This is a genomic window from Streptomyces sp. URMC 126, assembly GCF_051386555.1.
Taxonomy (GTDB): domain Bacteria; phylum Actinomycetota; class Actinomycetes; order Streptomycetales; family Streptomycetaceae; genus Streptomyces.
In genome coordinates this window covers 56,140-78,617 of sequence record NZ_JBPQTX010000002.1, presented here as the reverse complement: position 1 = coordinate 78,617, position 22,478 = coordinate 56,140, and the positions used below count along the sequence as shown (strand labels likewise).

The window sequence follows — 22,478 nt, the reverse complement described above, 5'->3', positions numbered from 1 at the left end:
GTCCCCCTGTCCCCGCCCGGGGTCCCCGCGGAGGGCGCGGCTCCGCCCCGTACCGTCCGCCCGGCGGTACGGGGCGGCGGGCCGCCGGCTCGGGGGGAAGACCGGCAGTCCTGTCCCGTCGCGCCTAGTGGGACTCGCAGGCTCAGTGTCGTACGGCGGGCGGACCGCTCGGAACGTGTGCGGGGGCCGGTTTCGGGTGCGCGGGACACACCCCGTGTGGAAGGGAGAATTCCGGTTGATGGGGTGAGGGGATGAGGGCGCAGGGCCGGAGACTCCATGGGCGCCGGTCCGACCTCGCCCGCCGCCACCCGGTCACGGCTGGGCGGGCCGGCGCGTCCCCGCATCCGTCCGCGCGTCCGTCCCCGCGTCCGTCCCCGCGTCAGCCCCCGTGTCCCGCGCCGCCGGCCTCCGTCGCCTTGCCGCCCTTCGCCTCCGCTCCCGGGCGGCCCGCCTTGCCGCTCCCGGCGGCGGACCGCCTGCGGCGGCGCCGGCTCGGCAGCCACGCGACGCTGTCGTCGTCACCGACGTACCGCCCGAGCGCTCCCTTGATCACCGAAAGGGCGGCGGGCAGGGCCGCGATGGCGGCGGCCTTGAGCGCGGAGACGTCGGTCAGGTCGAACCCGTCGGCGATGAGCAGGCCGAGGAAGGTGGTCAGGTAGGCGGCGATGGTGCGCTCGGCTATGTCGGCGAGCACCTTCTTGTTCATGGGTCCGTCCGTTCCGTTCGGGTCCGCGCGCGGGCGTGGGGGGGAGGAGGAGGGAGCGGAGCCGGAGTAGCGCTCCGACGACCGCTCTGATGATGTGTACACCACACAAGTGGGGCCTACCGCAAGCGGCGCGTGGGTAGCGATCCGGCGACGCCGCCCGTGACGGCATGGGCGGCCCGTGCCCAAGGAGGTTGGCCGCATGGCCCGTTACGCGTCCCCCGGCTCACCCGACGCCGTCGTCTCGTACCGTCCGCGCTACGACCACTGGATCGGCGGCGAGTACCGTCCGCCCGCCCGGGGCGGCTACTTCGAGAACCCGACGCCGGTGAACGGCGAGCCGTTCACCGAGGTCGCGCGGGGCACCGCCGAGGACGTCGAACGTGCCCTGGACGCCGCCCACGCGGCGGCCCCCGCCTGGGGCCGCACCGCCCCGGCCGAACGCGCGGCGGTGCTGCTGCGGATCGCCGACCGCATGGAGGAGCACCTGGAGGCGCTGGCCGTCGCCGAGTCCTGGGAGAACGGCAAACCCGTCCGCGAGACGCTGGCCGCCGACATACCGCTGGCCGTCGACCACTTCCGCTACTTCGCGGGCGCGTTGCGCGCCCAGGAGGGCAGCCTGTCGGAGCTGGACGAGGACACCGTCGCGTACCACTTCCACGAGCCCCTCGGCGTCGTCGCGCAGATCATCCCCTGGAACTTCCCCCTCCTGATGGCGGCCTGGAAACTGGCCCCGGCCCTGGCCGCGGGCAACGCGGTCGTCCTCAAACCGGCCGAGCAGACACCGGCGTCGATCCACGTCTGGCTGGACCTGGTGGCCGACCTCCTCCCGCCGGGCGTGGTGAACGTCGTGAACGGCTTCGGGGTGGAAGCCGGCAAGCCTCTGGCGTCGAGCCCCCGCGTGGCCAAGATCGCGTTCACCGGCGAGACCACGACCGGCCGCCTGATCATGCAGTACGCCTCGGAGAACCTCCGCCCGGTCACCCTCGAACTGGGCGGCAAGAGCCCCAACATCTTCTTCGACGACGTCTCCGCCGCCGACGACGACTTCCGCGACAAGGCCCTCGAAGGCTTCACCATGTTCGCCCTCAACCAGGGCGAGGTCTGCACCTGCCCGTCCCGCGCCCTGATCCAGCGCGGCCACTACGCGGACTTCCTCGCCGCCGGCATCGCCCGCACCGAGGCGATCGTCCCGGGCCACCCGCTGGACACCGCCACCATGATCGGCGCTCAGGCGTCGAACGACCAACTGGAGAAGATCCTCTCCTACTTCGACATCGGCAGACAGGAGGGCGCCCGCGTCCTCACGGGTGGCCACCGCGCCGAGCCGGGCGGCGAGTTGAAGGGCGGCTACTACGTGCAGCCCACGATCCTCGAAGGCACCAACAGCATGCGCGTCTTCCAGGAGGAGATCTTCGGCCCCGTCGTCGCCGTCACCTCGTTCACCGACTTCGACGACGCCATGGCCCTCGCCAACGACACCCTCTACGGCCTCGGCGCCGGCGTCTGGACCCGCGACGGCACCACCGCCTACCGCGCCGGCCGCACCCTCCAGGCCGGCCGCGTCTGGACCAACTGCTACCACCAGTACCCGGCCCACGCCGCTTTCGGCGGCTACAAACAGTCGGGCATCGGCCGCGAGGGCCACCGAATGATGCTGGACCACTACCAGCAGACCAAGAACTTGCTCGTCTCGTACTCCCCGAAGAAGCTCGGCTTCTTCTAGGGACCCCGAAGAAGGCGCCTGACCTGGACCGCCACCCGTCAGGCGCCTTCCTCGGAGCCACACCCCGCGAAGCCGCCGGCCATGACCCCACCGCCCTCCTGGGCAAAATCCGGCAGGAGAGGGCGCCGTGGCTCCAGGCGCACCCTCAGTCACCCTTCTCCGAGGTCGCCGGTAACGATGGCCGCTCCAGCCGCGGAGGTCGACGACTTCCTTCCGCCAGGCCTGCGCATGCCGTCCCGGGAAGAGATCGCCGGGATAATGATGCCCGACGACAAACCACTCGTCATCGACAGCGAGATGCGCTTGACCTGGGAGGGTGTCGCCGGGACCGGAGGTGTCGTCGGAGACGCCGGCAAGAGGTCCGACATCGCCTGGCCCGGCGCAAAGCCCGGTTAGGCGCGGGCATCCGGCCTCAGCGCATCACCATGCCGCCTTCCCGCCGAACGATCTCCCCCTCGACGCCCGCCGACAGACCAAGGCCCGAATCAGCCACGGGACCCGCGGCCAGGGCGGCAGCAAGCCCAGCGTGAAAGCCGGCGGAGGACGACGTCCTGCTGCGCTCTCGTGGTATCGAAGCGGGCCGCTTCAACTGGGCGTTTGTACCGTGGCGGCTTCGACGTCATCGACTTCGGTCGTGTCGGGCTCCTCCTCCAAACCGGGCGCCGGTCCTTGACCGGGATCGGCGTCTGCGGCGAGATCACCGGACGCGTCCTCGACAGGTGCCCGGTGCGGCAGCACGTAGTCCTGCCCCAGGCCGGCCAAGTGGAGTGGGAGCGGCATGGACAGCGCGGCCGGGTAATCCGGAGGCAGGCGCAGCAGGTGGACGACGGAGGCGATGGCCTGCGGGTCGTCACCTGCCTCCTGATGACAACCGAGAACAGCGATCTCCAGAAGGTCCGGAACCCATCCGGGTGTTCCGGTATCGATGACGAGTTCACCCTTCCGTTTCCCTTGGCGGAGCGGCCGCGGCGCCAGCTTGTCGGCCTCGACGGCGGAAGAACCGAACTGGACGGGCTTGGGCTGGGCCGAGTAGAAGACCCTCCCGTCGTCCGGGCGGCCCGCCGGGCACCACAGCCCCGCCGCGATGCCGTTCGGCCCAGCGCCCGGGTGGACGCCCCACCACTGAGGGGTCTCTCGGCCTCGCCCGGTACGGACACGCACCAGCCTCAGGTCAGGGTGCAGGCGGCGCGCGTCCGCCTCACCATCGCGAATGCGATCGACCTCCGCGCAGCCGTCCTGGAGCCAGGTCCAGTGGGAGCGGGCGTTTTCCGCGTTGACCAGGAGAAGCGTGGGCTCGCACCGGAGGGAGGCACGGATCCTCTGCAGCCATTCCTCGGCACGGCGTCGCTGCTCCGCGCGGTCGGCACGCCAGCTGCGGCGCTTCCGTGCCGGCGCCTCGTCGCGCGGCGCGGGTACCGGAGGCCGTACTTCGGCGAGCTTGGTGAGCCGGATCAGCATGGTCGGGTATGGGACCCAGGCTCCGGCGCCGTCATCGGCATCCGGATCCCACCCCTGGATCCTGGACAGGCCGCCGCCCTCGGGGGTGACCATGACAGCGACCGGGACGTCAGTAGCCCACCGGCTCCGGCTGGTGCGATTCTTGCGCACCATCCAGACAGCGGCATGGCGTAGTCCTTCCGGGACTCCCCTGTCAATCCCGTGTTCGGGATACAGTCGCGCACCGAGCTGACGCAATCCGTCATCCCACGCCATCCGGGCACGGTGCTGCTGGTTGCCGATGGAGTTGTAACCCTTGACCTTCTTGGGCACGGCAAGGAACTGGGTGACGAATCCCGCATCGGCGAATCCCAGGCGCAAAGCGAACTTGGGATCGTGGTCGGTGCTCGCGAAATCGACGGGCCGGTCGATCTCCACCAACGCGAGAGCCGGCACGGTGTCCCCCGGCTCCCCCCGGCCGTCGATGCCCCGAAGCCAACCGGCCGTCTCCTTCCTACGGGCGTGAACGGCTGCCGCCACGACCGTGGCCGTACGACGGACGTCTTCAGGAAACTTCAGGCCGTCGGTGAGGGCGGTCACGCTGCCGTCGGCACGCTGATGAACCGGACGGAAGCAGGACAGGCGGACGACGAGTTCGTCGGTCGTCCATGTCAAGCCGACGGGGTGACCGGCATCGGTGAATTCATAGGCACCCTCGTCGGGACGACCGGTGGTATCGGGCAGGCCGAGCAGGTCCACCAGCGCGGTGATCGCGGTTTCTCTCATGGAGGCGGTCTGCCACACCAAGTGCACCTCGAGCACCGGCCGGCCGTCCGCTCGCGGACCGCCGTAGGAGGCGACCGCGAGAGCGGCGGCCCGGCGACGCTCGCTCGTCCTCCGAACTTCCTCCGCCGCCACCTCGTCCTTCTTCAAGCTTCGGGAAGGAGCGTTGAGGGGGCGGGCAGCGGCCAAAGGCACTCTGTCGTGTGGTGGCATCCGTCGAAGTCCGTCGGGCAGAGCCTGCTCGGCCCACTCGCTGAGCCGAGACACCTGATCCGTCATCAGCCCGGCGGCGACCTCGTGACGTCCCATGGCCGTACGGAAGACGATGCCGGCCCGGGCGCCGTCGGTGAGCCACTTCTCGGGGTCGGTCAGCAAGTCGTCGACGCCGGGAAGTTGGTCGCCGAGGGCGACGCCGCCAAGCATCCTGGCCGGTCCACCGTACGCCCAGCGGTCGCCGAACGCACCGGTGTCACGGTCGCGGTACCGCTCCAATCGGGCGACCGCGAACCGGTCGCTGAGCGGAACGCCGGGGAGCACGGGGATGCGGGGCCGGAGCAGGACGGAGGTTCGGGCCCCGTAGGGCAGATGGACACGGCCACTGGTGCGACTGACCCGTGTCACCCATCGGCGGACGCTCCAGTGGAGATGGAACCGGGGGAGCGGGTCGAAGGGAACGGTGTGCAAGGTGATGTTGAGAACGATGGAAAACCACCAGGTGCCCTTGGCCCGCTCCGGCGCGTAAGGCAGCGGCTGCGAGACCAGTTCGGCCCCTCGGTCACGTGGTCCCCGGGACATGGCGCGGAAGTGGAGCGAGCCCCCTTCGTAGGGGTAGGGGCCGAGGTCGAGGATGCAGCGGGCCAGCCAATCCGGGGCGAGGGCGAACTGGTGGTCGGCTGGAGCGGCCGTTCCTCCCTCGGACCGGTCGCAGGACACGAGTTCCCTCTCGACCGCCTCCCATCGTGGAGGATGGGCGAGGAGTTCCGCCCGTACCTGCCGCAACAACCCCCGGTACTCGGGTTCGGGTCGGATGTCCCGCAGCCAGTGGGAGATCAAGGTGTTGAGGACTTCGGGCGGCAGCGGGTCAGGGATGTCCGCATCGGCGTACAGCCAGAGGGCTGGATCGCCCTCCGCGCGCGTACGGAAGGGGCGTGGCATGACCAGAACGTCGGGAGCGTACGCCTGGATGACCTGTTCCAGGGACCGGGTGGGCGCGGTTCGCCAGGGTTCGGCATCCTGGTCGAGGCCGGCGTTGCAGAGCGTCAGCACGCTGTCGCGCCACTGTTCGGGGAAGGGGAGGGCTCGGTACCGGCCGATGGTGGAGACGCCTCGGTGCTCGGGGAGCCAGCACGCGGTACCGATGTGTCGGTAGTTCACTGGCATGTCGGATCCTTCCTGTGGTTTCGGTTGGCGGTATCGGCTTGGAGTCAGGCGCGGTTGAGATGATCGATCCGGCCGAGCGCCTCATAGAACGGCTGGTACAGGAACCGGGCCACGGCCGCGTCCGTGGCAATGGCCGACTCGGGCCGTCCATCGGCAAGCTGCTCGCCGAAGTACGGGGCGAGTACGGTCCTCAGGTCGTGAAGAAGACCCGCGTTGTGCCGTCGTCCACCGGTCGAGTGACCCGCCGGAGCCGCTGCCCAGGCCACTGCCGGGGCGAACGCCGCATCGATGAACAGCACCCTGGCCGGCACTCCGCCACGTACCAGACGCCCGATGACCTGCCACATGGTGACCAGTTGGTCCCAGGCGAAGGCCCGTTGTTCGAAAGGGCGCAGTGCGGAGTAGGCGTAGCGTCGGGAGAGCAGACGCCGCCATTCCCGGCGAGCCGCGTGACGCAGGGCGTGACCCGCCTGGTCCAAGCTCTCGGCCTTGAGCACGAGGTCGGTGAAGGTGGAGGGCCCTCCGAGGTCATCGTCACGTGGCTGGTCACGGACAAAGCGGGTGATCCAGTCGTTGAGGGCGTAGACCGACAGCGAGATGTCGTCCGGGCGCGGGTGTGGACGTGCCAGGAAGACCGCGGTGCCGAAAGCCGCCTTCCCGGCCGAGTTGAGGATGTTGTGACCGCGCTCCACGGCCATCAGCGGAGCAACGAGGATCTCGGCCTCCGGATCGTGGGCGAAAGCGGCGAGGTCGCCGCGGCGGACGGTGGTCAGCAGAGCCGGCCCGTCGACGCCGGGCAGATGCCCCCGGTCGGCATCGTCCGGGACGAGTACACGGACGCGCCCCCTCCATCGTTCGGACCGCTGCCCGTCGATCGTTTCGGCGACGGCGTAGGCCTCGGAGTAGCTGCCCACCAGGATCAGGAGGCGTCGTCGGTCGTCTTCGGCAATGCGGGCGAGCTCTTGGTCCAGGACACTTCCCGCTCCGCCCGCACCGGGCTGGGCCAACCGCTCGGCCATGGCCCGGGCCTGGGGAATGCGCGCATCGAGCCGCGTGCCCGAGAGCCGCATGGGCTCCCCGGCACGGTCGTAGAGGAAGTGCGTGGCGAACCTTGTACGTGTGACGCCGTCGAGGGATGTTTTCGACGGCATGAGTACGGCGCCGACGGGGGTCAGGACATGTGCTCGGGTCGACTCGCCCGCCCAGCTGGTTCCCGACATCAGGACGACGTTGGGGCCGGGACGTCCCCGCTCGCGATCTTCACCGATGGCCGTCAGGGAGAGCAGGAGTTCACGGCCGACCCCCGCGCAGCGGAAGAAGCGCAGGGTGCCAGTGGTGCGGCCGATGTCGTCGCGGGTGTCCTCGTGTGGCTGGTACTGGTAGCCGAGGACGTTCCCCATGGGCGCCTCGGGGATGACGGGGGCGTAGTCGAGAGGGGCCCGGCGAGCGAGTTCCTTGCCCTGCCGGTCCAGTCGGAGGGCCGCCTCCACCGAGGGCCACAGGTGGATGAGTCGATCCAGGCGCTGATGGAGCACGGAGAGGAGTAGGACGAACTCCAACCGGTCACAGGTGGTCTGCCGCCATGCTTCGCGCAGGCCCGGCGATAGTGCGTCGACGACCGGCGCCCCGTCCACGAGGGCGTCCAACAAACCGCCGATCCGACGACGGACGTCCGCGGGGGCCAGGGTGTGCAATAGGGCCTCCGCCGCGTCGGACAGAGCTCTCGTACGAGGATCTTCGAACTCTCCGTCGCCCAAGGGGTCGTCCCGGAAGTCGTCCAGGACGGCGGTGATCTCGGCGCGTCGGGGATCCATGGGACGCACGCTGACGGTCCCGTCCGCCCGGCTGCCCGACTCGTCTTCGGGGTCGTCCTCGTAACCTTCGTAGAGGTGTCGCTCGTCCTCTGCCGAAGGTTCCGCCGGGTCGGGATCGGCCGAGTCACACGGTGGTTCGAACCATTCCGTGATCAGTTTCTCCTGGAGGGCCCAGGGGCTGAAATACTCGCGATCCACCCAGTCGCACAGGTCGCTGTCGGCGATAAGCCGCCTGAAGATCCGGTCGGCGGCGATGACGACCACCGAGAGCGCCGCGTTCCACTGCTCCACGTCCCGATCCGTCAGGAGGAGCCTGCCGCGTCGGCTCAGTTCCTCGATCTTGTGGGTGTGGACCTGGTCGAGCCATGACTCGGTCCCCGGTCTCACCAGGGTGGCGGAAGGCGCGAAAAGTTCGTCGAAGCGCATCTGCACAGCATCGGCCTCGTCGACGAATACCAGGTTGCTGCGGTGGCACGCGAGTTCCAACTGGCGGAGCCGTTCGTCGTTGAGGTGCGAGGGGACCGGGCTCTGTACCAGACTGGACGGGTTGGCCACCCAGATCAGCGCGTCGACCTGGTGGCGGGCCGCGCGATGGCGCGGGCAGAGTGTCCACAGCGGGCAGCCGTGTGGCGTGGCAGTGACATCGTCGCTCCACTCATGTTCGATCGCTCGCCGGGGCTGGGTCGCCCTCATGCTCGGGGGGCGCCAGACCTCCGGCAGGGTGCTGGTACCGCCTTCGCCTCCAGACTCGACCTCCGGCCCCGGTTTCTCGGGGTGCAGGCGGGTGCAGGGCGCGTCGGAGTAGGCGAGGGGTTCGGCCGACTCGGTGCCTCGCAGGGCGTCGGCGACGCAGACGGTGCTCAGATTGTCGAAAGCGGGGGCCTGATGGTCCAGGAGGTTGGTCTGTCCTCGTGAGGCAAGTCGCCGATGCAGCCGTTGCACATGGGCCTCTCGGGTGCTGACGCCGAGCACCGGAGCGGCCGGGATTCCTAGTGCGTCGAACATTTCGCACAAGCGGAGTTGTTCGGCTGCGTCGCCGACGACGAGTGTGCTGCGCATACCGCGTCGGGCCGCGGTGACGGCGGCCAACACCATGAAGGTGCTTTTTCCCGCACCGACCATGCCGGCCAGGTGCAGGGTCCCGTTGAGGACGATCGACCTGCTTTCGGTGAAACCGCGCCCATCCGGGTTCCGGGTGGCGAAGCGTACCTCGGAGAGCCGCTCTTCCCAGCCCCCCGGCCGCTCGACACCCTCGTCACGCTCCACCTCGTCCATCCAGCGCGCCGTGGCCAGCAGTCGGTCCAGATGAAACTCGACCGGCCCCGGCGGGAAGGGCGGACCGGCGGCGAGGTCATGTCCCTCGGCCTCCGGCACATCCCGCAGTAGCTCCGCCGGGAAACGGACGGAAGTCATGCGCTTGCGTTCCTGGAATGCACTGCGGCCGGCAGGCGCACGAGGCAGGGAGCGGCTGACGAATCCGGGGATTCGAGCGAGGGCGTCGTCGTAGCACGCGATCCGGTCGGCGGCCACCATCGGGTCGATCCGACGGGGCGAGGTTCGCATCCCCGGTTCGGGCAGCCGGTAGGCACGCAGGCGGTCCGGTACGCGTCGATACCGGGCCAGTGCCTGACGCCAGGCGTGACTTCGCCGCAGAGGCCAGAGCAGATGTCGGCCGGCAAGGAGGGCCGTTCTGTCGCTCTCACCGTTGACGAGCCCTGCGACTTGGGCGTAAGGGTAGCCGCCCAGGAGTACGTAGGCGCTCTCGGCGGGCTCGTCCGGGGCAATCCTTTCGAGGAGACGCAGGGCCAGTTCGACCTGACAGAGGTGAGCGGGCTGGAAGCCGTCCAGACCGGGCGCCTCCTCCCATCTCTTCTTCAAGTCGCGGACGATCTCCTTGTGCCATTTCTGACGTTCACGCATGCGGGGCTCCGTCTTGGAAGGTTCGGTGCCCGGCGGTGTCGGCACGGCCACACGCACGGTGCGCGCCCAGGGCACGCAGTCGAGCCTGAGCGCGAGAGACCAAGGCCCGGTCGGTGAGGAGGGGCAGCGCAGCCGCACGGGCGGGCCGGGAGCGACCGAAAGCGGCCAAGTAGCCGGGCCGGGCGGCGACCCGATGTTGGGGCACCACCCAGAACGAAGCGTCGTGTGGCGGATCGGAAGGCACCGGTCGGGCCGACCGGCCCAGGAAGACGGGGTGCGCCCAATCCTTGACGTCAACGGCCCATCGATGCCCATCGGGGAAAGTGACGAGCAAATCGTAGGCGTCGTATCCCGGCCACATGCGTACATCGAGGCCGAGCGCGAGGAGATCCCGCTCAAGGTCGGCCTCGGCTCGTCCCGGTCCGGTGACGAACTGCCGAAGGGGTCGTTCGAGCTGATACAGCCGCCCGGTGGCCGCTTTTTCCGGCCGACGGCCTACCGGGGCCGGCCCGAGCCGGCGGCACCGATCCCGCTCGCACCACCACGAGCCGTCCCGGACGGGCGCGAGCAGGGTGAGGCACCGCTTGCATACGGCGTAACGGCCGTTGCGGAGATAGCTGTCCGGCACTTCCTGGTAAATACGGAGGACGAGCTCGTAGACGGGCTCCAGAATCAGGTCCCCGCCGAGAGCGGACAGTTCGGCGGCGGTGAGTACCGGACGCCTCACGAGAAGCCTCCGGAACTCTGTGTACGCCTCCTCCTCTCCATACTCGCGGCACAGCTTGAGAGCGGTGTCGACGACCACACGGTCGCGGAACCGGGCGGCATTGTCCGGGCAGCGCTCGGCCCATTCATGACAGAGGTCCCCGGGCCGGCCGGATGCGGGGTCGAGGAGAAGGTCGTGCGGACCAGCGGCGTCGGGCGGCAGATCGATCGGCCATTGGACGAGGGGCACCGTGCGGCAGCGCTCGATCAACTCGGCGAGGGATGCGGGTGGGTCTTCGCCGCGTACGAGGCAGGCAAGCACGGTACGGTCCAGTGCTCGTTGAGCTTCGACCGGGTACGGCAGGGTGAACGCCTCCAGGTCGGTGGCGTCCTGCAGGAGAAGCAGTCCCTGTGCGAGAGTCCTCAGCAGCAGCACCCCCTCGTGCGCGGCCCACTGTTCCGTCGGCAACGGCAGGCTGTCGTCCGCTTCGGTGGAACCGAAAGCCGTCACTCCGCATCACCGCGGTGAACGCCGTTCAAGCGGCCCGTGGCGCACCACCGGTGCACCTCGCAGGAAGCGCAGCCGGTCTCGGGCCGCGGTTGCGCCAGGTACGAGCGGTCGGCCGCCCAGCCGGCGATCGATGTCTGCAACTCCGCACGAGCCCTCGCCACGGTGCGCGGGTCGTGGGGATCGAGCTCTTCGAGGCGGCTGCCGTCGGGGCGCAGGATCTCCAGCTCGACTCGGGAGCGACGTTCGTCTCCACCGAGAATGCCTTGTCGGACCAAGAGGACGGCGAGTGCGAGCTGCGGATATCGACTCATCAGCCCGTCAGGCGGAATGTAGGAGCCAGTGGTCGTCTTCGTCTCTCGGACCACCATGCCTCCCCGGTCGGAGTAGACCAGGTCACAGTCCGCGACCACCAGCACGTCGGCCCGGGAATCGTAAGCGACCAGGCGGCGTTGCGGCTGGACGGCCTCGCGGTCCGGCATGCCGTCGAACGGACAGTGGGCGCGGTGCCGGCGAATCATGGCCAGAGCCTCGGGCTGCTCCGCGTCCTCGAGTTCGGGCAGCCCGTCGGGGAGCGGCACGACACGGCAGGGGGTGTGGGCAGGATCGGCGTGCCGGGCGTTCAGCCAAGCGTCCACCGCACGTCCACGTCGGATGGCGGTGTTCTCGGCCCGGCCGTCGCGGAGCTTGAGGACTCTGGTGGTGTGGTAGCGCTCGGGGCAGTCCCCGTACACACGCAGATCGGTGACGGAGAGACCGCGCCGTTTACGGGGTACCGCGTCCACGCCGAGCAGCCCGGGCACTTGAGGGACCGCCCGGCAGACGGGCAGAGCCGCGCAGCGCACGCAATCCCGGCCCGGGCGGGCATCCCTCCCCTCGACCACCGCCACCAAGGCCGTCTCCACCCCGGCCTCTTGGACGCGCCGTTCGGCCTCTTCCGCCGTCCAGTCGACGACTTCGGTCGTGCCGTCGAGCAACCCGACGCCGACGATACGCACGCGCTGTGGCCTGGTCCGTGGCCAAGGAAGCGGAATGGCCGGCGCGTCGAAGGGGGTACGGGAAGGGACGCCGTTGAGCAGAACATCGGCGACCGCCGCGATCTCCACGTCGGGTCGATCGCTTTTGACCGTTCCCAGGGACGGAATCCAGATCTCGCGTACAGCCCCGTCCTCCGAAGCGTATTGTCGCCCCCACACGGTCTGCTCGTACTGCGTCGCACCGCGTGCGTCGGGCTGCTTCAACGCGTCCACGACCACCCAGGCGGGGATGACGCGCCGGAGCGGCGCGCCCTCGGCGCTCCGCCGAGCCTCCACCGCCGTGCGCGCGGCCAAGTAGATTGCGGCGGCCTCGCGGGCCCAAGCGATGTGGACGGGGGTGCACTTGCGGAAGTTCGCCGAATCCGCAGCGGCCTCCTCAAGGCTCCTCCCCTCGCACTCAACGGCGTCCAGCAAGGCGAAGAGCGGGTTGAATGAGAAGTCTTCGACGGGCTTGGCAGGGAGCCGTCCGGCGGCCTTGATCAAGGGCCGGGCACGCAGGGCACGCCCCAAGGGACAAGCATCCGGTTCCGGGCGCAGCAGTGCGGGACCGACGCGAAGGACGCGGCCGTCTCCGGTGGTGCCGGGTGGCTTGGGGAACACGGCATGACTCCTTCCCGCCGCACGGCCCGCCGGGCGACTCCTGGGTCTCGCAGTATCTGAACTATGGACGTGAGTGTGAGCAGAGTCAAGAGATGCAATGCGAGATCGTTCGCTTCCGCTACCCTTGTCGCCCAGCGCTGATCACGAGGAGGGGGAGAGGCCCGCATGGACGGCGGCGATGTCATCGAGGGGCGTTTCAGGATCGATCGCCCGCGGGGCGAGGGCGGGATGGGCGCGGTCTTCCGCGCCGTGGACCTGACCGACGGCACCGTCGCCGCCCTCAAGTTCCTGGTCCCTGCCGCGGCCCGATCCGCGCTGGACGGCTGGCTGGTCCCACCCACCCACTCGGAGCTGCAACGGTTCGACCGCGAGCGCCGGCTCTACGCACTCCTGGGTGGTCCAGGGGTCCCGCGGCTGCTGCATCACGGCCGCTACCGGCGCCGGCCCTACATGGCGTTGCAGTACATCGACGGTCTGAATCTGAGGGAGTTTCTCGGCAAAAACCGCCCGGGCATCACCACATCGGTCTGCGTCATGGTCCAGCTCCTGCGGATCCTCGACCGAGTGCACCAGCACCCCGACGGCGCGGTACACCGCGACGTCAAACCCCACAACATCTTGCTGGAGCGCGAAGGCGGCCTGCTCTACCTCGCCGACTTCGGCATCGCTCTGCCCACCGATCCCCACGCGACCCGCTACACGGAGGGGGCCACGCCCGGCACCATGGGGTACATGGCGCCCGAAATCATCAACGGTGAGAAGAACCCCACCGGCGCCGCTGACGTCTACGCCTCCGGATGCCTCTTCTTCGAACTTCTGACCGGGCGTCCTGTTTTCGAGTGCTCGGACAACGCCTTCAAGTGGAGCCGGGCCCATCTCCACGAGCGCCCGCCCCGGCTGGACCACGTCCTTCCCAGCGCTCCGGGGCTCCTCGTCGAACTGCTCGACGCCCTCCTGGCCAAGGACCCCGAGCGGCGTCTCCCGCCGGCCACGGCAGCCGACCTCCTCCACCCGCTTCTTCCCCAGCCCGGCGATCCCGCCCCGGCACCCACTGTGGATCCCGACCCGTCCCTGCCCTTCCGCTGTCCGGCGCGGGTCACTGCTCCCGAACCGCCGCCCCCCGTGCCGCGGAGCAGCCCTGCACGGAATCGGCGGTCGTCGGGCACCGTGGACCGGGCCGGGCTGCAGAGCTCACTGCGTGCCGCCCATACCGAACTCCACGGCTTCGGCGCCGCGGGAGGGCCGGCCATCCGCCGCCTCACGACCCTGTTGCTCCCCGCCCAGAGTCGATGGGGCCGCTTCGACCACGACGTGATCACTGCACGCATCCTCGTTGCCGACCGGCAACGGCTCGAAGAGAACTGTCCGGCGGCGGGAAAGGATTACCGCGACGTGGTGCGCGACCTGGTCGGCGTCACCGAGCCCGGCACCCCTGCTTACGGTCAGTTGCTCGCCGCCCGTCTCGGGGCCGCCGAATGCCTCTTGGCACAGACCGATGTGGAGCGCGTGGACGACGTCCTCAGCACGTGGACGGAGTGCGCCGACGGGGTGCGCGAAGTCCTCGTCGGCCCACTCCTCGGGCGGGACCACGTGCTGGCCCGCATCCGGGAACTCGGGCAGGAGATCGCCGAGTGCGGACACCGCTCCTGCGCCCACCCGGCGGCGGTGGCCGCCGTGCTGCAGGGCCTACGGGATCTCCCCGCGGGCTGAGCCCGACGGGTCAGCGCTGTCCCAGCCGGCCGGTGGCCAGCAGGGCGGCGAGTCCCGACGTCAGTTCCTCACCGACTGCTCCCAGCTCACCCAACTCCCGTTCCAGATCCACCAGTCTTCGGTGCACTTCCCCGTACGCCCGTTGCTCCTCCAAGGGCACACGCGGTGCGTTGAGTCGGCGGATGTCCACGCGGGAGGCGTTCGACGAACGGGTACCGGCCCGCCGAGCGTTGGACCTCAGCCGGAGGCACGCGGCGAGGAACCACGGATCGAGCCGCTCCTGATCGACCCGAACGCGGTGCAGATGGGGGCCGAGCCCCCGGGGCACGGGGGACGTCTCGACCCATGCGTCGAAACTGTCTACGGCTGCGACGACAACCACGTCACCGAACGAGGTCAGCGGCAGCCGCCCTTCACGATCGGCCCGTTCAGCGTCCTCCCGGTCGAGCCACAGCCCCTCCCCCGGCTCCGGGGTCGCCAGAACCGTGAGTAGTTCGACCCCGTCCTCCGGTACGTCGCCCCGCCGCAGCAGTCCTTCGGGGACAGTCGCGCCGGAAGCGATGTCGACCGCCTTGGCAAGTTCCAGTTCGGCCAGACTCACGCTGCCGTGCACAGGGGGAGTTTCGGCAACCGCCAGCGTCCGCAACGCACCGGACGTGTCGCGCGCCGCGAGCAGCCCTCTGTCGAACCGGGACCACAACCGGCGTAGGTCCACGTCCCGCACCTGGTGGGCAGTCGCCGCATGCCGGGCCGGGGTGAGGTCGGTCTCCTCTCCGAGCAGGTCCGTCACCGGCACGGACACGCTGCCGGGCGGGGTGCCGCCCTGTAACGCGAGCAGCGTTCTGTCACGTACGGCGTGCCAGTCAATGGCCGAGGGGCGGGAGGCCGTGGACACAGAAGAGGTATGCCGGCAGTCGGCCGTGTCCACGAGTGTCACCGTGGACCGGGGCCGTGCCGGAGGGGCGGTCAGCACCCAGACATGGAGTCCGACCCCGTATGGCGGTGCGGCGCCAGCGGGCAACGCGATCACTGCGCGGATGACTCCGGCCCTGAGCAGTCCCGCCCGGATGCGTCGCCCGGCCCGCCGGGCGGCGACACCCGGCGGCAGGAGCAGCACGGCTACGCCCCCGGCGCGCAGCATGGACAGAGCATGTTGAACCCAGGCCAGTTCGGATTCGGTGCGCGGTGGCTGGCCGAACAGCCAGCGCCGGTCGGTGGCCAGTTCCTCGTGCCCCCAGTCGCGCTCGTTGGCGGGCGGGTTGCAGAGCACTACGTCGGCCGGTTCCGCATGTGGCCCGGCCCCATCCCGCAGGGTGTCACGGGTGGTGACGACGGGACGGAGTTCGCCCGCTTCCAGAGCGAGCCGTGCTTCGGCGACCGCAGCGACGACCGGGTCGCTGTCATTGCCGTGAAGACTCCACTCGCCGCCATCCGACGCATGCGCACCGGTCCGGCGGTCCGTGCCGTCCGGTCCCGACCACCGTCGGGCCGCCGCCAGGAGCAGCGTACCGGTGCCGCACGCCGGATCGGCGACGGTCGTCACGGCATCAGCGCCGCGCGCGACGGCGGCTATGTCGGCCATCAGGGCACCAAGGGGGGCGGGAGTGGTGGCGATCTGTCGGACGTGAGTGCCCAGCCACCGGTCGAGCAGAAACCGGAAGGTCTCGATCTGTCCCTCGGTGGCGGCCAGCCGCGCGGCCTCATCCACGAGTCTCCGCTCCGCCCGGTCCAGCGGACGGTCCGGATCGGTCGCCAAGCCGCCGAACCGTGCACCCAGGCCCGCGACGACTCGACCCATCCGATCGCGATCGGCGAGATCCTCCACGCGCGGCCACAGCCGTTCCAGCGCCCCCGCAGTCGGCGAAATCTTGTCGTGCCGCTTCAACCAGCCCTCCACCTCAGAGAGGGCGAAAAGCGGACTGGCGTCCGTCCCCCCGACCGGTTTGGGGAAGTCAGGGTGCCTACGCCGCCAGTTGCTCACCGCGGCCCGTCCGACGCCTGCCAGACGGGCGATCGCCGCCAAGGTCACCGACACCCGGTCCGTATTCTGGGTCATGTCACTCCTCCCGGAACGGCAGGTGCCATAGGTCGTTGTAATAGTGCACGGCGCACAATCTGTATCTTGACTAAGTTTTCACTCTACCGATTTCTCCGCCAAGGCGCATCCACCGTCCGCATGCCACTGTGTGGCGAAGGGATCAGGCACTGAGCTGAGCGGTTCGGCCGGCCGAACAAGCGAGCAACGCCACGCCACGCGGCGGTGTCGGGGCTCGTGGGTTTCTGCGCAGGCACTGTTCTTCGGAACTCCCGACGTGAGTTGGGATCGCGTTGCCGGAGGGCGGTGGGGTAGGCCGGAGAAAGCGCACCGAGCCCAACGGGGCTCCCTCGCGCGCGCCGCCCCCCGCGAACTCACCCGTGCCGTACGGCGGTCGCTGCCATGGCGCGGCGCGAACGCGCGTGTCGACCGAACTCGGCGCCCGTGACCGAAGACGGCGCGTCCAAGCAGCCGCCCGTGCCATCCTGTGCCTGTTCCTGCCGGCCGGCGCACCACCGGCCGCGGGCCCACCGGGCGTGGCCTCGGTCCGTCCGGAAACGCGACTGGCCTGGTAGCACACGCCCGGCGGCCCCTTCCTCCGACCCCGAATCTTCCACTCGGCCCCCGAGGCCGGACCGCGCGGCAAGTACCACAACGCGAATTCCTTCGCCTACAACCCGCGCGAGTACCCGGAACTGGAGCGCTGCGGAACTCGTCATCTCCTACAGCGTCAACAGCATCGTCCCGGAGAACGTCACCCTCACCCAGTCCGGCCGCTGACGACCGGCGCGCTCGGCCGGGCCTGGTGGAGGCTTTCCGCGGCGACCCGCCACGTCCCGCGTTGGGGTCGCTCGACACTTCACGATGAACATCACAGCTCGCGAGGAGCGTCAGGCCGACGCGAGAACGCCGAAGACGGTAGCGGCGATCACGCGTCGCCCGGCGCGGTCCGCCCCTCGTCGACCGGTGTCGGGGTGGCCAGGACCAGCGGGCGTCGGTGAGTTCGCGCGGGGCCGCCGGGTTGCGCCGGGTCTCGGCGACGCTGACGAGGGCGGCCGGACCTCCCGGGAGGCGGGGGCTCCCGGCGGGGGGACTCGGCTCAGAGGCGGGAGGCTGTCGTCGGTACGGGTTCCGGCTCCTGGGGCGTGGAGTCCGGCGGGCGGAGGCGCTGGAAGCAGGTGACGGCGGGGGAGGTGACTGCCGTGGTGACCAGGGCCACCAGCACCAGCATGGTGAACAGCTCCGGCCCGACCACGCCGAGCTCCAGGCCGATGGAGAGCATCACCAGCTCGGTCAGGCCCCGGCAGTTCATCAGCGCCCCGATCGACATGGCCTGGCGCCACGGCTGACCGCACGCCAGCGCGGCACCGGCCGCCCCGCCCCACTTGCCGAGGACGGCGACCGCGAGCAGCGCTCCTGTCCACAGCCACTGCACCGGGTCAGCGGCCAGGGTTCCGATCTCCGTGCTGAGTCCGGTGTGCACGAAGAACAGGGGCAGCAGCACCGGGACCACCACGGCACGCAGCCGGGCGGACGATACCTCAATGCGTCGGTGGCCGCGCGGTGTGACCACGCCGAACAGAAAGGCACCGAACAGCGTGTGCACCCCGATCAGGTCCGTGGCCAGCGCGGACAGGCTGAGACCGGTGAACAGCAGAACCAGGACCACCCCGTCGCCGACCCGGTCCGTCCGGCCCCTCGCCCACCGCGCCAACAGGGGACGGACCACCAGCAGCATGGCGGCACCGAAGGCCACGGCGAGCCCGGCCGCCGTCAGGGCATCGAAGGGCGACCCGGCCGTGAAGAACGCGACCACCAGCGCCAGCAGACACCAGGCGGCCACATCGTCGACCGCCGCGCACGCCATGGCCAGCGCGCCAAGCGGAGTCCCGTACAGACCGCGGTCCACCAGGATCCGGGCCAGCACCGGGAACGCCGTAATGCTCATGGCGACCGCCACGAACAGCATGAACGGCAGGAAATCCACGCCGTCGGGCGCAAGTCGCCCGTACAGCGGGAAGGCCAGCAGCGCGCCCAAGCCCAGGGGGAGCAGCATGCCCGCCTGGCTGACGGCCACGGCGGCCCGCGAGTTGCCACGCAGAGCCCCGAGGTCGAGCTCCAGGCCTACCAGGAACATGAATGCCAGCAGGCCGAGCTGTCCCAGCACGGAGGTGTACGGCAGGACCGACTCGGCGAACAGCCAGTGCTGTGCCTCGGGCCAGAGCCAGCCCAGCAGAGAGGGACCGAGCACGATGCCCATCGTGATCTCGCCGATCACGGGTGGCTGCCCGAAGCGTCTGACGAGGCTCGCACCGGCCTGGCAGGCCACGATGGCGGTTGGGACGGCGACGAGCAGGGCGGGCATGGCTTCAGCCGCGGACACCGGCGGCTCCTTCGGTCGGTACGGAGCGGGACGGCAGCGGCGTCGCCGGCGGTTGCGGCAAGGTGGCCGCGGCGGACCACCGGGCGTATCGGCGCAGGCCGTAGAGAAGGGGCTGTGCCGAGGGCCGGACGTTGACGCGGCGTGCTTCCGCGAAGACCGCCGTGTGGTCGCCGAAGACGGCGGTCTCCACGACGGTGCAATCGGCGACGGCATGCGCGGACGAGGTCAGGTGCGGGCCACCGGCCCCGAGGGGCATCCGCCACCGGGTGCGCTCGAAGCGGTCGGGCGCTCCGGAGGCGAAGAGGTCGGAGGTTGCCCGGGCCCGCTCGTGCAACAGGTTGAGGGCGAACTGTCCCTGGTCGACCAGCGCCCGCAGGGTGGGGCTCGCCGTCCGTATGCACACGACGAGAGTGGGCGGGGCGAGAGCGACGCTTGCCATGGAGCTGCATGTGAGGCCGCAGGGCCGGCCGTCGGCGTCGAGAGTGGTGACTACGGTGACACCGGAGGGGAACGCGGCCATGAAGGGGCGCAGATCCGCCTCCCGGAGGGCGACGGCGCCTTCAGCGTCGTCGCCCTCCGGGGTGTCCGGGTGCGGAGCGAAGTCGGGCATAGGTGACTCCCTGTGGATGACGATGCAGTGCGGCCCGGCAACCGGCTGACTACGCCGGGCGCCGGGCCGTCGGACCCGCGGCGACGGCCGGGTCCCCGGGGGCGCCACCGGTTTCTCGCGCCGGAGTGCTGCGGTGCCGGGCAGGTGAAGGGCTGATGGGATGGCCGTGCGCCCGATGAGCCCGGCCCCCCCTCGGGGGCGGCCGGGGGCCCAGGCCGGCTCAGCCGTGCAGTCGCTTGAGGTACTCGTAGGCACTCGGCAGCGTCTCCAGCAGGTTCTGCTGCTGGCGTTTGACCGTCTCGAACAGCGGCTCCGCGCCCGCCACCGACTCGGGCTTGTACGCCAACGCCGGAAGGGGAGCGTCGGGCTCCAGCCCCATGCCCGCGAAGATGCAGTAATAGCTTCCGTTGGTCCAAAAGTTGCGGAATTCGGCCTCGAAGTTTCCGTAGTACGTCGACTCGTCGGTGATCGGCGAGTTGATGGGCAGGCCCGCCCGGTAGGCGGAGATCTTCTGCTGGATGTTGTCGGGGAGGGTCAGCTTCTTGTTCGCCTGCCAGAACGGGGTGTCGTCACGTGGCGCGTAGAAGAAGTGCGCCTGGATGAAGTCGCGGGTGTCGTCGAACATCGCCTCGATCTCGCGGTTGAAGCTGTCGGTCAGCCCCTCGTTGAAGGTCTTGTCGGGGAAGTGCTTGGCCAACTGGTAGATCGCAGCGGTGATGAAGTAGATTCCGGTCGACTCCAGCGGCTCCAGGAAGCACGACGACAGGCCGATGCTGACGACGTTCTTCACCCAGGCGCGACGGTTGCGTCCGACACGGAACCGGATGTGGTTGAACGACATCGTTTCGGGGTCGAGGCCCCACATGGCCGCGAACTCGGCCGTGGCCTCGTCCTTCTCGGTGAACTTGCTGGAGTAGACGTAGCCGGTGCCGAAGCGCCCCAGCATCGGGATCTTCCAGGCCCAGCCGGAGGACATCGCGATGGCGGAGGTATACGGTTCCACGCCGCCCGCCTCGTCGTCGTGCGGAACGGCGGTGGCGACCGCGCTGTCACACAGCAGGTGGTCGCTCATGTCGACGAACGGCTCGGCCATCGCCTTGTTGATCAGCAGTCCGCGGAAGCCCGAGCAGTCGACGAAGAGGTCGGCGTCCAGCTCGCGGCCGCTGCGGGTGCGCAGGGCGGTGACGTAACCGCGCGCGTCCTGCCGCACCTCCGTCATCTCGTCCTGCACGTGGTGCACGCCCTGCTTCTCCACGGCGAAGCGGCGCAGGAAGTCGGCGACGAGCTGGGCGTCGAAGTGCCATGCATAGCGGGTGGCGGAGCGGCCGTCGAGCCAGCGTGGCGCCTTCATCGCGTCCATGATCGGAGGCTCGCGGAAGCAGGCGTAGTCGAACGGCTCGGCGGTGAGACCGTCGTGCTTGCGTTTGAACCAGTAGTGTGACAGGGGCGTCTGGTCGTAATCGGGCAGCAATCCGAACGGGTGGTAGAAGTGATCGGGCCGGCCGTCGGGCAGTTCCCGGGCCGTGGCCTCGCCCGCGCCCCCGGTCCGCCAGTTCACGAACCGCACCGCCATCTTGAAGCTAGCGTTGCACTCCCGCATCCACTCGTCCTCGGCGATGCCGAGGTAGTCGAAGAAGGCACGCTGCAGGTTGGGAACCGTCGCCTCGCCGACCCCGATCCGAGGAATCCTCGGGGCTTCCAGCACGGTGATGTCCACCGTGCCCTGGAGGGCCTTGCCGAGATACGCGGCGGTCATCCAGCCGGCCGTACCGCCGCCCAGGATGACGACCTTCTGCAATCGGGTGTCGGTGCTGGTCATGGATCAGCCCTCATTTCGGAGTCGGGAAACACGGCCGGTGGCCGAGAGCCGTGGAGCACGACGCCCGGTGGGCGACCCGGGCCGGTTGGCCGGGGTCCACGAACCGCGGGTGGCTTTTGCCCGGAGCGCCGGAACATCAGTGTGGGGAACCGCTCTATGACGGACCTACAGAGGAGAGTTCCGGCCGGTATAGGGCGCTCGTAGAGCGGGGGAACAGACTCGCCGCAGGCAGAGCGGCATACGACGGCCCCGGGAGGACGCGATGACGACCGCGGTGACCGGAATCGCACGGCAGGCGGTACGCGTCCGCTTCCTCGGCGACTTCGAACTGACCCTGAACGGCGCCCCGGTGCGGCGCTGGCGGGCCGGCAAGGCACGCGGCCTCTTCCAATTCCTCGCGATCCACCGGGGTCAGACACTCACCCGGGACCGGCTGTACGAGGCGCTGTGGCCGGATTCCGACCGGTCCGCCGGGGACAGTTCGCTGAAGGTGGCCGCCCACGCGCTGCGCAGGGTCCTAGGCGCGCACCCCGACGGCACATGTGGGGCGGGGATCCGCCTGTCCTACCGCGACTTCGGCTACGTCCTGGACATCGCGGACCTGTGGTCCGACGTCGACCGCTTCCAGGAGCTGGTGCACGCCGGACTGCGGTCGGCCGCCACGGGCGACCGAGCAACGGCCCGTGATCGGCTGCGGTCCGCGGTCGCCCTGTACGCCGGGGAGTTCCTACGCGGCGAGAGCGCGGACTGGGTGATCGAGCAGCGCGAGTACCTGCGGTCGCTGGCACTACAGGCGCTGGAAGTGCTGCGTGTCGACGCCGCCGAGCAGGAGGACTTTCCCGACCTCATCGAGGTGTGCCGAAGCACCCTGGGCGTCGACCGGCACCACGAGGGGGCCTACCGGGCACTGATGACGGCGCACGGCAGACGGGGCGAATACGCCTGCGTGCGCCGCTGGTACGAGCTGTGCGCGCGCCGACTGCGCGAAGACCTCGCGGTGGCGCCGTCCCGCGAAACCGACCAATTGCTGCACGCGCTACTGCCCGCACCGGTGGCTCCTGCCGGAGGGCCGACACGCTCACCCCTGACGTCCCCGCCGTCCCTGGCGTCCGCCGTGCCGAGTGATGCCTCCCCGGGGCTCCGGCCGCGTGCGGTGCGCCGCTCACGGCCCGACGCCCGCGCCGCCGCCCGCGTGCCCGGTCCCGCGGTCGGTCCGTGGGCCGCCGCCCCCGGCCCCCGGCCGGGTCCGGGTCTCGTCCCGCCGCCGCGCCTCCCCTGACCGAGCGACCCAGTGAGGAAGTCACCGTG

At 70.0% G+C, this 22,478-nt stretch carries 13 protein-coding genes; 4 read left to right on the top strand and 9 right to left on the bottom strand.

Annotation, left to right across the window (positions count from 1 at the left end; translation table 11 throughout):
• Positions 1-379: 379 nt before the first annotated feature.
• A complete protein-coding gene (locus ACSNOK_RS00755; RefSeq protein WP_436778554.1) occupies positions 380-706 on the bottom strand; it encodes a holin in 327 nt (108 codons plus the stop codon).
• 199 nt (positions 707-905) lie between these two features.
• Between ACSNOK_RS00755 and exaC the strand changes: the two genes are divergently transcribed.
• A complete protein-coding gene (exaC, locus tag ACSNOK_RS00750; RefSeq protein WP_436778553.1) occupies positions 906-2,429 on the top strand; it encodes an acetaldehyde dehydrogenase ExaC in 1,524 nt (507 codons plus the stop codon).
• 177 nt (positions 2,430-2,606) lie between these two features.
• On the top strand, positions 2,607-2,825 hold the full coding sequence (locus tag ACSNOK_RS00745; RefSeq protein ID WP_436778552.1) for a hypothetical protein: 219 nt from the start codon (positions 2,607-2,609) through the stop codon (positions 2,823-2,825).
• A gap of 189 nt (positions 2,826-3,014) precedes the next feature.
• On the opposite strand, the gene ACSNOK_RS00740 is transcribed toward ACSNOK_RS00745, so the two are convergent.
• The 4 genes from ACSNOK_RS00740 to ACSNOK_RS00725 are packed head-to-tail and all read right to left on the bottom strand — an operon-like array spanning position 3,015 to position 12,613.
• Positions 3,015-6,029 (bottom strand): pPIWI_RE module domain-containing protein, encoded by a 3,015-nt coding sequence (locus ACSNOK_RS00740; protein ID WP_436778551.1) that lies wholly within the window; start codon positions 6,027-6,029, stop codon positions 3,015-3,017.
• A gap of 44 nt (positions 6,030-6,073) precedes the next feature.
• Entirely contained in the window at positions 6,074-9,763 is a 3,690-nt protein-coding gene (locus tag ACSNOK_RS00735) for a hypothetical protein (RefSeq protein WP_436778550.1), read from the bottom strand.
• Positions 9,756-10,979 (bottom strand): hypothetical protein, encoded by a 1,224-nt coding sequence (locus ACSNOK_RS00730; protein WP_436778549.1) that lies wholly within the window; start codon positions 10,977-10,979, stop codon positions 9,756-9,758. Before ACSNOK_RS00730 ends, ACSNOK_RS00735 begins: the two co-directional genes overlap by 8 nt.
• Positions 10,976-12,613 (bottom strand): PD-(D/E)XK nuclease family protein, encoded by a 1,638-nt coding sequence (locus ACSNOK_RS00725; protein ID WP_436778548.1) that lies wholly within the window; start codon positions 12,611-12,613, stop codon positions 10,976-10,978. Before ACSNOK_RS00725 ends, ACSNOK_RS00730 begins: the two co-directional genes overlap by 4 nt.
• A 165-nt stretch (positions 12,614-12,778) precedes the next feature.
• On the opposite strand from ACSNOK_RS00725, the gene ACSNOK_RS00720 reads away from it, so the two are divergent.
• Entirely contained in the window at positions 12,779-14,323 is a 1,545-nt protein-coding gene (locus tag ACSNOK_RS00720) for a serine/threonine protein kinase (RefSeq protein WP_436778547.1), read from the top strand.
• Between the two features lie 10 nt (positions 14,324-14,333).
• On the opposite strand, the gene ACSNOK_RS00715 is transcribed toward ACSNOK_RS00720, so the two are convergent.
• The 4 genes from ACSNOK_RS00715 to ACSNOK_RS00700 all read right to left on the bottom strand — a co-directional run bounded on the left by ACSNOK_RS00715 (position 14,334) and on the right by ACSNOK_RS00700 (position 21,170).
• The gene (locus tag ACSNOK_RS00715) at positions 14,334-16,379 is read right to left on the bottom strand and encodes an N-6 DNA methylase (RefSeq protein ID WP_436778546.1); all 2,046 of its coding nucleotides are present in this window, start codon (positions 16,377-16,379) and stop codon (positions 14,334-14,336) included.
• Between the two features lie 1,078 nt (positions 16,380-17,457).
• Entirely contained in the window at positions 17,458-18,741 is a 1,284-nt protein-coding gene (locus ACSNOK_RS00710; protein WP_436778545.1) for a cation:proton antiporter domain-containing protein, read from the bottom strand.
• Positions 18,728-19,351 (bottom strand): flavin reductase family protein, encoded by a 624-nt coding sequence (locus ACSNOK_RS00705; protein WP_436778544.1) that lies wholly within the window; start codon positions 19,349-19,351, stop codon positions 18,728-18,730. Before ACSNOK_RS00705 ends, ACSNOK_RS00710 begins: the two co-directional genes overlap by 14 nt.
• Positions 19,352-19,571: 220 nt before the next feature.
• Positions 19,572-21,170, bottom strand: a complete 1,599-nt coding sequence (locus ACSNOK_RS00700) for a tryptophan halogenase family protein (RefSeq protein WP_436778543.1) — start codon at positions 21,168-21,170, stop codon at positions 19,572-19,574.
• A gap of 262 nt (positions 21,171-21,432) precedes the next feature.
• Between ACSNOK_RS00700 and ACSNOK_RS00695 the strand changes: the two genes are divergently transcribed.
• Positions 21,433-22,449, top strand: a complete 1,017-nt coding sequence (locus tag ACSNOK_RS00695) for a BTAD domain-containing putative transcriptional regulator (protein ID WP_436778542.1) — start codon at positions 21,433-21,435, stop codon at positions 22,447-22,449.
• Positions 22,450-22,478: the final 29 nt, after the last annotated feature.

Excerpts from the sequence above, each read along its gene's own strand:
- ACSNOK_RS00755 (WP_436778554.1), bottom strand. The coding sequence starts at position 706 with ATGAACAAGAAGGTGCTCGCCGACATAGCCGAGCGCACCATCGCCGCC.
- exaC (WP_436778553.1), top strand. The coding sequence starts at position 906 with ATGGCCCGTTACGCGTCCCCCGGCTCACCCGACGCCGTCGTCTCGTAC.
- ACSNOK_RS00745 (WP_436778552.1), top strand. The coding sequence starts at position 2,607 with ATGGCCGCTCCAGCCGCGGAGGTCGACGACTTCCTTCCGCCAGGCCTG.
- ACSNOK_RS00740 (WP_436778551.1), bottom strand. The coding sequence starts at position 6,029 with ATGCCAGTGAACTACCGACACATCGGTACCGCGTGCTGGCTCCCCGAG.
- ACSNOK_RS00735 (WP_436778550.1), bottom strand. The coding sequence starts at position 9,763 with ATGCGTGAACGTCAGAAATGGCACAAGGAGATCGTCCGCGACTTGAAG.
- ACSNOK_RS00720 (WP_436778547.1), top strand. The coding sequence starts at position 12,779 with ATGGACGGCGGCGATGTCATCGAGGGGCGTTTCAGGATCGATCGCCCG.
- ACSNOK_RS00715 (WP_436778546.1), bottom strand. The coding sequence starts at position 16,379 with ATGACCCAGAATACGGACCGGGTGTCGGTGACCTTGGCGGCGATCGCC.
- ACSNOK_RS00705 (WP_436778544.1), bottom strand. The coding sequence starts at position 19,351 with ATGCCCGACTTCGCTCCGCACCCGGACACCCCGGAGGGCGACGACGCT.
- ACSNOK_RS00700 (WP_436778543.1), bottom strand. The coding sequence starts at position 21,170 with ATGACCAGCACCGACACCCGATTGCAGAAGGTCGTCATCCTGGGCGGC.
- ACSNOK_RS00695 (WP_436778542.1), top strand. The coding sequence starts at position 21,433 with ATGACGACCGCGGTGACCGGAATCGCACGGCAGGCGGTACGCGTCCGC.